Source organism: Streptomyces sp. NPDC048604 (assembly GCF_043199435.1).
Taxonomy (GTDB): domain Bacteria; phylum Actinomycetota; class Actinomycetes; order Streptomycetales; family Streptomycetaceae; genus Streptomyces.
Genome location: NZ_JBICVX010000010.1, coordinates 66,037 through 78,781 on the forward strand (window position 1 = coordinate 66,037; position 12,745 = coordinate 78,781).

General features: G+C 68.8%; 11 protein-coding genes. 5 read left to right on the forward strand and 6 right to left on the reverse strand.

All coding sequences use genetic code 11. The features are described 5' to 3' along the window. Positions 1 to 6: 6 nt before the first annotated feature. The 4 genes from ACGFMM_RS21170 to ACGFMM_RS21185 form a co-directional block, all read right to left on the reverse strand. A complete protein-coding gene (locus tag ACGFMM_RS21170; protein ID WP_393647926.1) occupies positions 7 to 1,212 on the reverse strand; it encodes a restriction endonuclease subunit S in 1,206 nt (401 codons plus the stop codon). Further along, complete coding sequence (locus ACGFMM_RS21175) at positions 1,205 to 3,805, reverse strand: N-6 DNA methylase (protein WP_393647927.1); 2,601 nt, start codon at positions 3,803 to 3,805, stop codon at positions 1,205 to 1,207. The genes ACGFMM_RS21170 and ACGFMM_RS21175 overlap by 8 nt, the downstream gene beginning before the upstream one ends. A gap of 94 nt (positions 3,806 to 3,899) precedes the next feature. Beyond that, positions 3,900 to 4,559, reverse strand: a complete 660-nt coding sequence (locus tag ACGFMM_RS21180; protein WP_393647928.1) for an RloB family protein — start codon at positions 4,557 to 4,559, stop codon at positions 3,900 to 3,902. Further along, entirely contained in the window at positions 4,559 to 5,824 is a 1,266-nt protein-coding gene (locus ACGFMM_RS21185; RefSeq protein WP_393647929.1) for an ATP/GTP-binding protein, read from the reverse strand. The genes ACGFMM_RS21180 and ACGFMM_RS21185 overlap by 1 nt, the downstream gene beginning before the upstream one ends. Before the next feature lie 252 nt (positions 5,825 to 6,076). Here ACGFMM_RS21185 and ACGFMM_RS21190 point away from each other — a divergent pair, with 252 nt between their 5' ends. The 4 genes from ACGFMM_RS21190 (at position 6,077) to ACGFMM_RS21205 (ending at position 9,557) form a co-directional block, all read left to right on the forward strand. Continuing rightward, on the forward strand, positions 6,077 to 6,421 hold the full coding sequence (locus ACGFMM_RS21190) for a hypothetical protein (protein WP_393647930.1): 345 nt from the start codon (positions 6,077 to 6,079) through the stop codon (positions 6,419 to 6,421). Between the two features lie 131 nt (positions 6,422 to 6,552). Then, complete coding sequence (locus ACGFMM_RS21195) at positions 6,553 to 7,710, forward strand: acyl-CoA dehydrogenase family protein (RefSeq protein ID WP_393647931.1); 1,158 nt, start codon at positions 6,553 to 6,555, stop codon at positions 7,708 to 7,710. After that, positions 7,711 to 8,580, forward strand: a complete 870-nt coding sequence (tesB, locus tag ACGFMM_RS21200; RefSeq protein WP_393647932.1) for an acyl-CoA thioesterase II — start codon at positions 7,711 to 7,713, stop codon at positions 8,578 to 8,580. Positions 8,581 to 8,603: 23 nt separating this feature from the next. Continuing rightward, entirely contained in the window at positions 8,604 to 9,557 is a 954-nt protein-coding gene (locus ACGFMM_RS21205) for a cation diffusion facilitator family transporter (protein WP_393647933.1), read from the forward strand. A 37-nt stretch (positions 9,558 to 9,594) separates the two neighbouring features. Here ACGFMM_RS21205 and ACGFMM_RS21210 read toward each other — a convergent pair whose 3' ends face one another. Next, positions 9,595 to 10,377, reverse strand: coding sequence for a phosphatase (locus ACGFMM_RS21210; RefSeq protein WP_393647934.1), 783 nt, complete (start codon positions 10,375 to 10,377; stop codon positions 9,595 to 9,597). An 81-nt stretch (positions 10,378 to 10,458) separates the two neighbouring features. Continuing rightward, entirely contained in the window at positions 10,459 to 11,043 is a 585-nt protein-coding gene (locus ACGFMM_RS21215) for a TetR/AcrR family transcriptional regulator (RefSeq protein ID WP_393647935.1), read from the reverse strand. A gap of 87 nt (positions 11,044 to 11,130) precedes the next feature. Between ACGFMM_RS21215 and ACGFMM_RS21220 the strand changes: the two genes are divergently transcribed. Further along, positions 11,131 to 12,738 carry a carboxyl transferase domain-containing protein gene (locus tag ACGFMM_RS21220; protein WP_393647936.1) on the forward strand — a complete coding sequence of 536 codons (1,608 nt, stop codon included), beginning with the start codon at positions 11,131 to 11,133 and terminating at the stop codon, positions 12,736 to 12,738. Positions 12,739 to 12,745 lie beyond the last annotated feature (7 nt).

Here is a 12,745-nt window from a genome sequence, read left to right on the forward strand (position 1 = left end):
GCCGCCTCACGCTTTCCCATTCAGCAGGTTGTCGACTAGGCCCAGCCTCAGCGCACGCAGCTTGGCCAGTTCTTCACGCTCTGCTGAGATCTGGGTATCGCATGCGTATAGCGAGTCGACGATGCGTCGCTGTTCGGCCAGTTCCGTCGGCAGATCGATTTCGAGCTCACGGAGCCGGGTCGGATTCACATTGACCTGCTGAACCGCGACGGTCGAGATCGACCTCACCCGCTGACGGACCGTCGGGTGCATGAGCCACTCGACGAGGTACTCAGGAATCAGTCGGGATACGTCCGGGTTGATACGCACCAGATAGGAGGCGAACGAAGCCTTCGGCAACTCGCCCCTCCACATCCCTGACTTCCCGATGTGGTCAATGCTGTTGGTCCGGTTGAACAGCACATCGCCGCACTTGAGTTCAAGCTTGGCGGGTACGGAGACGGGGCTGTACCGCAGGTCCGACAATTCGGGTCGCCCGCCTTCGAGGTTGTTCATCCGAAGAACGGGAATCCCCCGCGAATCGCGGTCCAGAGCCTCAGAAACGCCGTACTCGGCCTTCGGCACAATATCTTTGAGCGGCACCCGAGCCCACCCCTCCGGAGGCTCCCCAACCCCAATGGGGGCCATGGCAGCCAGGAGGGCTCCCTGACGCATACTACGCAACTTCGCGATCGACACCTCGATGGCTCGCTCCTGTGCCGAGACCGCGTCGAGGATCTCGGCGACACGCCGCTGCTCACCCGGAGGAGGCAGGACAACCGTCCATCCAAGCGTCTCGCTGGGGCGGACCCTCGTGTGACTTCCCGTCGTTCCAGTCGCTACCGCCATTAGCTGCGAACGGAAGGACCTACTTGCGAATAGCCCGGCATAGAAAGGGAGATGAACGAGCTGCCCGCAATCAACCCTCGGAATGAACACCATGTATTCGGTAGAAGCAACTTCCGTTCCGTCAGCACGAGGCGCTCCAACGGCTTCCACTCGCGAAATCCTGGGATTCAATTTCGACACAAGGATGCAAGGTCGGTCGATCAGGAACTTCTGGCTCTCAATCTCCGCGCCCAGCTGCTCACAAGGGCCGCCCGACTCATCATAGCTCGGCAAGCTATGATGAAGGAATGCCCTTTTCGGAGAGCCGCCAGGAAATACCACCCTCTTCTCCAGGCAAAAGATCTCACCGAGAAACGTGCTGGGCCACGCCAAGGTCCTATTCATTCCCGAACCCTTCCAGGAATCGGTCCAACCGAGTAGCCGACGCATCTCGCCGACGTCGGATCTCGCCCAGCGATACCGCGTACTTGTCCGCCCACACCCCACACACATCGACCAACTCCCGCCGACGCCGCACCACATGCCCGTCCAGCTTCCCCGCCAGATCGTCCCGCAGCAGCTCCAGCACCACCCGGTGCTCCCCCTCTGGGTCCTCCGCGTAGCGCTTCCTGGCCGCGATCAGCCTCGGCGGGTCCTCCGCCAGCTTCGCTGGGTCCGGCCACGGGGTGAACCAGAACTCCGCCTCAAGTTTCTTGATCCGGGCCGTCGCCTTCGTGCGCTCCTTCTTCACGTGCGCCAGCTCGGCGAGTTCCTCGACGCTCAGCTCGACCTGCTCGCGCGTGGGCGCGTCCTCCCCGTCCCCGTGCTCACCGTCCTCCGACGGCTCCGTCTCCGCGTTGAGTTCCTTCCAACGCGCGTCGAGCTCCGCCTTCCGAGCGTCCGCCTCGGCCAGTTCCGTCAGGAACTCAGGGACGATCGCCGCGACCACCTTGTGGTCGTACGCCTGACGCCGTTCCGCAGTCGTCCGCTTGCGCAGCTTCTTCGTCTTCGGGTCCTGTTCGGGTGCGAGCAGCGTCTCGACGTTCTCGACCCATCCGTCCAGGACCCCCGCGAAGCCGTTCTCCGACAGCGCCAGCAAGTCGTACTTCGCCTCGTACCACCAGCCGGCCACCGCGCCCGCCAGCGCGTAGCGGTCGAGCAGGCCGATGCCACTGAGCCGCTGCACGAACGACTCGATCAGCGAACCGCGTACGGCCATCAGCGCCGCCTTGCGCTCCGAGGCGGTCAGCTCCTCGAGCCGCTCAGGCGTCGCGGCCACCGCCTCCAGGTGCCGGGCCTCCTCGTCCCACCACTTGGCGAACGCCACCCGCAGCACCTCCTCGCGGGGGCGGGCCAGTTCGGCCAGCCGGGCAGCGTCCGGGCGCTGCCCCTCCGGCAGGAAGTCCACGTACGCCGGGTCCGCCGGCTCCCGCTCCGCGAACAGGTCGTCCAGGCCGATCACGTACGCGTCGAGCAGTTCCTTCTTCGCCTCGATCTCCACCCTCGGCATCCCGCCCACGAGGTGCGCCCGCACATCCTGCGGCTCCGGCGGGGGCGTGTTGTCCACGTAGCGGCGGATGTTGAGGTTGTATTCGTTCTCCCGCAGCTCCTCGCGCTTCACCACCCGCGCGAAGCCGGGCACGTCCTCGTACTCACGGAACGTGGTGACGATCTTCTCCGCGTGCTCGGGAAGCAGCACGTTCTGCGCCCGCTCCGCGTGGTACTCGCGGTCCGCGTTGACGAACAGAACCTGGCCATCGTGCTTCGGGCCTTTCTTGCCCGGCGGGCGGAGTACCAGGATGCACGCGGGGATGCCCGTGCCATAGAAGAGGTTCGGGGCCAGGCCGATGACCGCCTCGATCGCGTCCTTCTCGATCAGCTCGGCGCGGATGTCCCGCTCGCCGCCGCCCCGGAACAGCACACCATGCGGCATGACCGTGATCACCATGCCGCCGCGCCCCTCCTGCTTGGTCATCCACAGCATGTGCTGGAGGAACATCAGGTCGGCTTTGCCGCGCTCGCTCGTCGCGCCGTACTTCGCGCGGTCGGCCTTGTGCCGGTAGTGCTCGTACTCGTAGTCCATGGAAAACGGCGGATTGCTCAGCACGCCGTCGAAGCGATCCGCGTCCGACTTCGGCGCATGCGCCGGCTCCGAGAGCGTGTCGCCCGTCCGCAGGTCGAAGCGGGTGCTGACACCGTGCAGCACCATGTTCATTGTGGACATGATCCAGGACCCGCTGTTGGCGTCCTGGCCTGCGAAGAACATGTCCGTGGCGTCCCCGCCGTGCTCCTCCACGTACTCCTTGGCGTGGATGAGCATGCCGCCCGAGCCGACGCACGGGTCGTAGATCCGTGAGCCTGAACTTGGGTTCAGCAGCTCGACCATCATGCGGACGACCGCGCGCGGGGTGTAGAACTCGCCGCCCTTGCGGCCGGCCGAGTCCGCGAACTCCTTGATCAGGTACTCGTACGCGGCGCCGATCAGGTCGGGGAACTCGAAGTCCTCCGTCCGCAGCCGCATGCGTCCGAAATGCCCGATCAGCAGCTTCAGTCGCTGGTCGGCGAGCTTCGCCGCGCCCGCAGCGGCGCCCGAGCCGCCGATGCGGTTGAAGTCGAGTTGGTCGAAGAGGCCCTTGAGCTTGGCATTCTGGCCTTCAAGGGCCTGGAGCGCGGGCCGCAGCCGCTCCTCGTTGATGTTGTGAGTGCCGGAAGAGATCCACTTCCAGCGGGCGTTCTTGGGGACGAAGAGAACACCACGGTCGCTGTACGGGGCTGCGTCCTCCAGGAAGCTCTCCAGCAGCTCCCCCGTCATCCCCAGCTCGCTCCCCGCTTGCTCCCTGATCCGCTCGCGTGCCGCCTCGAACTCGTCGTTGGCCCGCTTCAGGAAGAGCAGACCGAAGATGTAGTCCTTGTACTCGGAGGCGTCCATCGTGCCGCGGAGGATGTCCGCGGCGGCGAAGAGATGGCGCTCCAACTGCGCGAGCGTGAGCTTGGCCACGTATCCGTCTTCCCTACGTCCCGATATGACGTAGGAACCCTACGGCGATCCTGGGCCCGGACGGAAACCATCGCCGCGAACCGGTCCGCTTCCGTCAGTACGTGGTGATCCCGAGCCCGTTCTCGACGAACTTGAAGACATCGGTGTACGGATCGCGCAGGCTCTTCGGCACATGATCCTTATGTGCCTCGTTCATCTTCTGCGCCCGCCGCTTCGCATCGGCGAAGCTGTCTTCGGGGATCTGCTCCGGCAGCACGTTCTTGATGTTCGCCGCGCTGCCCGCGAAGGGCAGCCTGTCAGCAGCCATCTCACACACGCCGCCGAAGGTGCCGGTCACCGGCTTGTGGTGGAGCAGTCGCCAGACCTCGAAGCACGGGTGCGAGAAGGCGACCTCGACTCCGCCCTCCCGGGCCTCCTTCAGTGCCGCATCGACCTGATCGTGCTGATCGCGGTCGAACAGGCACCAGACCGCCGGCCAGTACTTCTTCTCCAGGCCGCTGCGCTTGGCCGCTCGCGTCTCCTCGCGCATCAGCCGCACCGCCGCCTCGACGAGCTTGATCGGCTTGCGCTGCGAGCCGGGGGCCGACTGGTTGGCGATGCGGACCTCGATGCCGTTGACGCCCGCCCGCTCTCGGACGATCTTGATGTACTCGGGTTCGGTCACCCTGCCCTCGGTGAAGACGTGCACGACCTTCCGACGCCGCTCGCCCTTCTTCGCGGGGCCCAGCGAGTCCTTCCCCCTCGTGCGCGCCATCAGCTACCGCTCCGCTCCGCCTCGTACTCGCGTTCCTGTTCGTTCGCCGCGAGCAGCCGCCGTGCGATCTGCCCCTCCAGCAGGGAGGGGACCGCGCCGAACGCGCCCGCCAGGTAGGACCTCATCAAGTCCTCGTCCTCGCCGGGGGACGCCGCCGTCAGCGGGTAGAGGTCGGTCGCGCCGTCCTTGTCTTTCTCCGTGAGCCACACCTGACCGGGCTCAAGCAGCCGACCACCACTAGGGGTGCTGAGCACGGAAGGATCATGTGACGTGAAGACAAGCTGCGCCCCCCGCGGGTTCGCCTGCGGGTCGTGGAACAGCCGGACGACCTCCGCGGCGAAACGCGGGTGGAGGCTGGCGTCCAGTTCGTCGACGAGCAGGACGGCGCCTTCGTCGAGGGCGAGGAGCAGGGGGCCGAGCAGGGCGAACCAGGAGCGGGTGCCGAAGGACTCCTGGGTCCAGTCGAAGGCCACGTCTCCTGCGGCAGAGCGGTGGGTGAGCTTGACTGTGGCGGGCCCGCGGCCCTCCTGCACGATCTCCGCACCGGTGATGCCGAGGTCCGCGACCCGCAGCAGTTCATTGATGCGGCGGGCGCGACTGCCGGTCAGTTCCCGGGTCGTGAAGGCCTCGCGCTGCTGACGCTCGTCCTCCGGGTTGATCAGCCAGAGGTTGCGGCGGAACCAGTGGAAGAGCGGGGTCAGCTGTGGGTGGTTGTCCGTGCCGGCCGTGGACAGCAGCAGTGCGTTGGGGCGGGTGCGTCGCTCAAGACCAGCACGGTCCTTCACCCTGCTGCCGGGCCAGTCGTAGACCTTGGTCCGGGAGGCGTCACGGTCCAGCCAGACCTGACGATGGCCTCGGGGGTAGCTGTGCAGCCACTCGGCTTCGACGCGCTCCGCGCCGAGCTCGAAGCCGTACGTCCAGCGCACGCCGTCGAGGACGAGGTCCACCTCGAAGAAGCTGGGCGACTCGTCCCCCTCCTTTCTGTCCAGAGCGAAGGGGGTGCGCGCGGTTCCGTCGAAGGCCGCCCAGCGGGCGTACGAGTTCAGGACAGCGGCTCGCATGTCCGTCATCGCGGCTAGAACGTTCGACTTGCCGGAGGCGTTGGCTCCGAAGATGCCGATCAGTGGGAGCACGGCCAGCGAACCGCTGCTGACGAGCGCGACCGGCCTAGCCGCGGCGCTCGGTTCATCATCGGACGCGACGAACGTCAGCTCCTGCTCATCGCGTAGTGACCGCACGTTCGCCGTACGGAATCTCAGCAGCATGCTGCCCCCTCTCCGCGGCCAGGGTAATGGTCATGAATGACATCGGCTCGTTCCAGGCCGTAGCGTTTACAGCAAGCTCCTGAATCAGCCAATGGGGGCACGATGAACGCCAACCGCGGCACACGGAAACCGGTGCGGTTCGCCTTCAGCCTGATCGCAGCCGCCTGCCTCCTGTCCTTCTCTCTCGTAGGTTGCGGATCGGATTCCCCAGCACCCGCACCGCAGGAGCAGCAGAAAGCCACAGTCTCCCTCATGGCCGAGGCCCGCCCATTGAGCGAGAGTCTCCAGGCCCAGGCCACGACCCAGCACGCGGCCGCAGACAAGACCGCACGCGAAAAGGCAGCGCAGGAGAAGGCGGCTCAGCCCCAGGAGGACGGCGGTCGCGGCGTCTGCACCACCGACCCCGCCGACCGACCGAACTGCCGCAACCCCGGCGGCACGATCGACCCGAACGGCGGCGACCTCGACGGGGACGGTGTCTACGAGAAGCACGAACCCGTCGGCCCCGGCTACCGGGATCCGCGCGCGTACGACGGAGGCAAGACGTCCGGCGAGACGCAGTGCGACTGGCTGCGCTCTCAGGGCATCGCCTGCTGAGCGTCGCCCGGACCCAGACTGCCCCGCGTTGTGACCGGCGCTACGTCCGGGGCTTCTGGACAGCGCTGAAGACTGGCGGGTAACTTCGAGGGACGTACGCTGAGCAAGCGCTTAGACAAGGAGGGGCGGCCGTGCGCCGTACCGTATTCAACGAGGACCACGAGGCGTTCCGGGAGACCATCCGGGCGTTCATCGAGGCCGAGGTCGTCCCCGTCTACGACGAGTGGTTCGCGGCCGGCCAGGCCCCGCGCGACTTCTACGCCAAGCTCGGTGAGCTGGGCATCTTCGGGATCAACGTGCCCGAGGAGTTCGGCGGCGCGGGTCTGGACACGCACAAGTTCGAGGCCGTGCTGTACGAGGAGACCTCGCGCGCCGGCGTGCAGTTCGGCGGGTCCGGCGTGCACGTGCTGCTCGCCCTTCCGTACATCAAGATGCTGGCCGACGACGAGCAGAAGAAGCGTTTCCTGCCGAAGTTCGTCACCGGTGAGGAGATGTGGGCGCTCGCCATGACCGAGCCGGGCACCGGCTCCGACGTCGCGGGCATGAAGACCACCGCCAAGCTCTCCGAGGACGGCACCCACTACGTCCTCAACGGCGCCAAGACCTTCATCACGGGTGGCGTGCACGCCGACCGTGTGATCGTCTGCGCCCGTACGTCGGCTCCGTCGGCCGAAGACCGCCGGTTCGGCATCTCGCTGTTCGCCGTGGACACCAAGTCCGAGGGCTACTCCATCGGCCGCAAGCTGGACAAGCTCGGTCTGCGCACCTCCGACACCGCCGAGCTGGCGTTCGTCGACGTGAAGGTGCCCGTCGAGGACCTGCTCGGCGAGGAGGGCAAGGGCTTCTACTACCTGGGCCACAACCTCGCCTCCGAGCGCTGGGGCATCGCCTTCGGCGCGTACGCGCAGGCCAAGGCCGCGGTGCGGTTCGCCCAGCAGTACGTGACGGACCGGACGGTCTTCGGCAAGCCGGTCGCGCACTTCCAGAACACCAAGTTCGAGCTGGCCGCCTGCCAGGCCGAGGTGGACGCCGCCGAGGCCGTCGCCGACCGCGCCCTGGAGGCCCTGGACGCGGGCGAGCTGACCCCGGCCGAGGCCGCGAGCGCGAAGCTCTTCTGCACCGAGGTCGCGCACCGCGTGATCGACCGCTGCCTCCAGCTGCACGGCGGCTACGGGTACATGAACGAGTACCCGATCGCCCGCCTGTACGCGGACAACCGCGTCAACCGCATCTACGGCGGCACCAGCGAGATCATGAAGACGATCATCGCCAAGTCGATGGGTCTGTAAGTGCCCGAAGCACCTGGTGCACTGGATGGCCTGCTCGATCTGCTCGATCTGGAGCGGATCGAGCAGGACATCTTCCGGGGCGAGTCCCGGTCCGCCCTTGTTCCCCGCGTCTTCGGCGGCCAGGTGGCCGCCCAGGCGCTGGTGGCGGCCGGGCGGACCGTCCCCGAAAACCGGCTCGCGCACAGCCTGCACGCGTACTTCCTGCGCCCCGGCGACCCCGGCGCGCCGATCGTCTACACCGTGGACCGCATTCGCGACGGGCGGTCCTTCACGACCCGGCGGGTCGTGGCCGTTCAGCACGGGCAGCCGATCTTTCATCTGTCGGCGTCGTTCCAGGCGTACGAGGACGGGCTCGACCATCAGGCCGAGATGCCGGACGCCCCGGATCCCGAGTCGCTTCCCAGTCCCGCCGAGATGCTGCCCCGGCACCTTCCCCGCGAGGTCGCGGACAGGCTGATCGAGGCCCGTGCGGCGGTCGATCTGCGGTACGCCGAGACGCCCCCGTGGGGCACGGTCGGGCAGCCCCGCGAGCCGCGCTCGCAGGTGTGGTTCCGGACCAACGGGAAGCTCGCCGACGATCCCCTGCTGCATGTCGTGCTCGCCACCTATGTCTCCGACATGACGCTGCTCGACTCGATCCTGCTCGCCCACGGGCGCGGCGGCTGGGCCGTCGGCGACGTGGTCGGGGCGTCCCTGGACCACGCGATGTGGTTCCACCGGCCCTTCCGGGCCGACGAGTGGCTGCTCTACGACCAGGAGTCGCCGACCGCCTCCGGCGGGCGGGGGCTCGGTCAGGCCCGGATCTTCACCCGGGACGGCCGGCTGGCGATCTCGGTCATCCAGGAGGGTGTCGTTCGCGTCCCGCGCTGACGGCCGGGCATACCGTCCGATTCATGGCGGAACAGGGCGAGAGCGCCTTCACAGTGATCGTGGCTGCGGCGGCGAACCTCGGCATCGCCGCCGCCAAGGCGGTTGCCGGGGTCGTCAGCGGATCGAGCGCGATGCTCTCCGAGGCGGCCCATTCGGTCGCCGACACCGTCACCGAGGTCATGCTCCTCACCGCACTGAAGCGCAGTGCGCGGCCCGCCGACGAGGACCATCCGCTCGGGTACGCCAACGAGCGCTACGTCTGGGCGCTGCTCGCCTCCGTCGCCACCTTCGTCGGCGGCGCGGTCTTCTCGCTCTACGACGGCATCCGCACCCTCGCGTACGGCGAGGAGCTGGGCGATCCGCTCGTCTCGTACGTGGTGCTCGCCGTCGCCTTCGTCCTGGAGGGTTTCTCGCTGCGCACCGCCGTCCGGCAGGTGCGGGGCGAGGCGGAGCGGGCGCGGACCCCGTTCGCCCGCTATCTGCGCCGTACCCCCGACACGACGGTGAAGGCCGTGGTGATGGAGGACTCCGCCGCCCTCTCGGGGCTGATGCTGGCGGCCGGCGGCCTGCTGGGCTCGGAGCTCACCGGCTGGGACGGCTGGGACGGCATCGCGTCGATCCTCATCGGCGTGCTCCTGGTGTACGTGGCCTGGGTGCTCGGCCGGTCCAACGCCGAACTGCTCATCGGCCGGCCGCTGCCGGTGCCGATGCGGGAGGGCATCCGCGCGGAGCTGCTGTCGGTGCCGCACATCGTGGACGTGCTGGAGCTGACCACGCTGATCCAGGGGCCGGACGAGTTCCTCGTCGCGGCGAAGGTGGACTTCCGCGACGTCGCCTCGGCCGCGCAGGTCGAATGGGCCTGCGAGGAGGCCGAGGAGCAGATCCGGGAGCGCTTTCCCGCCGTGCGGCGGGTGTATCTGGATCCGACGCCGGGACTGGGGCGGGCGCGGCAGCCGGACGCGCCGCCGGCGCCGTGACCCGGGCGGTGGCGCGGGGACCGGCTCGGCGTGCGCGTCAGAGTGTCAGGCCCGCCGCGTTCAGGAGGTATTCCGTCAGCGGCTCGTAGTAGCGGGGGTCGACGACGTGGTCGTCCAGCGGGATCGCGACCTGGAGCGTGCCCTCCGCCTCGGCGAGGAAGAGCGCCGGGTCGTTGCAGTCCGCGTAGCCGATCGCGTCGATGCCGCGCTGGGCCGCCCGGCCCGCCCAGCCGTGGTCGGCGACCACCAGGTCGGGGCGCGGGCTGCCCTCGGCCTCCAGCGCGTCGAGGATCGCGTTCATCGGCTCGGGCGAATGGGTGTGCCACAGGCTCGCGCCGCGCTCGAAGAGGGAGACGTCGGCGAACTGGACCACGTACCCCTCGTCGGCGGTCAGACCGCCGGGGATGCGGACGATGTCGCAGCCGGCGGCGCGCAGCGCGGCGGCGGTGCGGCTGTGCAGGTCGATCAGGGAGCCGGGGTGGCCGGTCGCGAAGAGGACGCGTTCCCGGCCGGCGGCCGCCTTGCGCAGGCGGGCCGCGGCGCGGTCCAGGGCGTCGACGGTCAGCTCGGGGTCGATGGTGTCCTGGCCGAAGCGGTGCGCCGGGTCGTCGTTGACGCCGCACCGTTCGGCCATGACGGCGAGGACGTCCTGCTCGTCGGCCCAGCGGTCGCCCAGCTCCAGGCCCAGCCAGTAGTGCCGGTCGCCGTTGGCGAGCTTGCGGTAGTGGGAGAGGTTGTTGTCCCGCGGGGTGGCGACGTCTCCGGCGATACGGGTGCGGATCAGTTGCTCGACGAGGGCGTCACGACTGAGTATCGGCATGCGACTCATTGTGACCGAGTCCGACCGTTCACGAGCAATCGTTCCGGTTTCCGGACCCGCGCGGGCGGGTATTCGCGCGGCCTACTCCGCCGCCAGCGCGTCGAAGGCCCCGTTCGCCAGCCGCCTCAGCAGCTCCTCCATGGCGCTGCGGCCCAGCGGCGCACCGAGGTGCGGGGTGGAGTTGAGCAGGCCGAAGACGGCGTGCACGGCCGCGCGGACCTCCGCCTCGCCGGCCGCCGGGTACAGCTCGCGGACCACCGCCACCCACAGCTCCACGTACCGCCGCTGGAGCTGGCGGACCCGCTTGCGGTCCTCGTCGCGCAGGCGGTCCAGCTCCCGGTCGTGCAGGGTGATGAGTGGGCGGTCGTCGAGCGCGAAGTCGATATGGCCGTCGATCAGCGAGCCCAGCACCTCGCGCGGGGCGCCGCCCGCGCCCTCCACGCGCAGCCGGCCCCCGTCGAGCAGCCGCTCGCTGATGCCGACGAGCAGTTCGGCGAGCATCGCGTCCTTGCCCGCGAAGTGCCGGTACAGGCCGGGGCCGCTGATGCCGACGGCGGCTCCTATCTCGTCCACGCCGACGCCGTGGAAACCGCGCTCGGCAAAGAGGCGGGCGGCCTCCTTGAGGATCTGCTCGCGGCGCGTGAGGGCGTCGGTCCTGGTGCTCATGAAAGGAATTCTAGACAACGCGGTTAGCGGTCGTTAACCTGGCCGACATACGTTAACGCTCATTAACCGAGCAAGGGAGCTCGATCGATGCAGCAGGCACCTGTGCTGACGAGCGCGGCGGATCCCGCGTCGGAGGCCTGGCAGGCCAACGAGGCGGCCCACGTCGAGCTGGCCGAGACGCTGCGCGCCAAGCTCGCCGCGGCCGCGCTCGGCGGCGGCGAGAAGGCCCGGGCGCGGCACACCGCGCGCGGCAAGCTTCTGCCGCGGGACCGGGTCGACACCCTCCTCGACCCCGGCTCGCCGTTCCTGGAGCTGGCGCCGCTCGCCGCGAACGGGATGTACGGCGACCAGGCCCCCGCCGCCGGCGTGATCGCGGGCATCGGCCGGGTCTCCGGCCGCGAGTGCGTGATCGTCGCCAACGACGCCACCGTCAAGGGCGGCACGTACTACCCGATGACGGTGAAGAAGCACCTGCGCGCCCAGGAGGTGGCGCTGGAGAACCGTCTCCCCTGCCTGTACCTGGTCGATTCGGGTGGTGCGTTCCTGCCGATGCAGGACGAGGTCTTCCCCGACCGCGAGCACTTCGGGCGGATCTTCTACAACCAGGCGCGCTTGTCGGGCGCCGGGATTCCGCAGATCGCGGCCGTCCTCGGGTCCTGCACGGCCGGTGGCGCGTACGTGCCCGCGATGAGCGACGAGGCCGTGATCGTCCGGAACCAGGGCACGATCTTCCTCGGCGGCCCGCCGCTGGTGAAGGCCGCGACCGGCGAGGTCGTCACCGCCGAGGAGCTGGGCGGCGGCGAGGTCCACTCGCGGACCTCCGGTGTCACCGACCACCTCGCCGAGGACGACGCGCACGCCCTGCGGATCGTCCGGAACATCGTCGCCACCCTGCCCGAGCGCGGGCCGCTGCCCTGGTCGGTGCAGCCGGCCGAGGAGCCGAAGGTCGACCCGGCGGGGCTGTACGGCGCGGTGCCGGTGGACTCGCGCACCCCGTACGACGCCCGCGAGATCATCGCGCGGCTCGTGGACGGCTCCCGCTTCCAGGAGTTCAAGGCCGAGTTCGGGCAGACGCTGGTCACCGGCTTCGCCCGGATCCACGGACACCCGGTCGGGATCGTCGCCAACAACGGCATCCTGTTCTCCGAGTCCGCCCAGAAGGGCGCGCACTTCATCGAGCTGTGCGACCAGCGCGGCATCCCGCTGCTGTTCCTGCAGAACATCTCCGGCTTCATGGTCGGCCGCGACTACGAGGCCGGCGGCATCGCCAAGCACGGCGCCAAGATGGTGACGGCCGTCGCCTGCACCCGGGTGCCGAAGCTGACCGTGGTCGTCGGCGGCTCGTACGGGGCCGGCAACTACTCGATGTGCGGCCGGGCCTACTCCCCCCGCTTCATGTGGATGTGGCCCAACGCCAAGATCTCCGTCATGGGCGGCGAACAGGCCGCCTCGGTGCTCGCCACGGTCAAGCGCGACCAGCTCGGCGACGCGTGGAGCGCGGAGGAGGAAGCGGCCTTCAAGGCCCCGATCCGCGAGCAGTACGAGACCCAGGGCAGCGCCTACTACGCCACGGCCCGGCTCTGGGACGACGGGGTCATCGACCCGATGGAGACCCGCCAGGTGGTGGGCCTCGCGCTGACCGCATGCGCCAACGCGCCCCTGGGTGACCCCCAGTTCGGCGTCTTCCGGATGTGAGGGGACC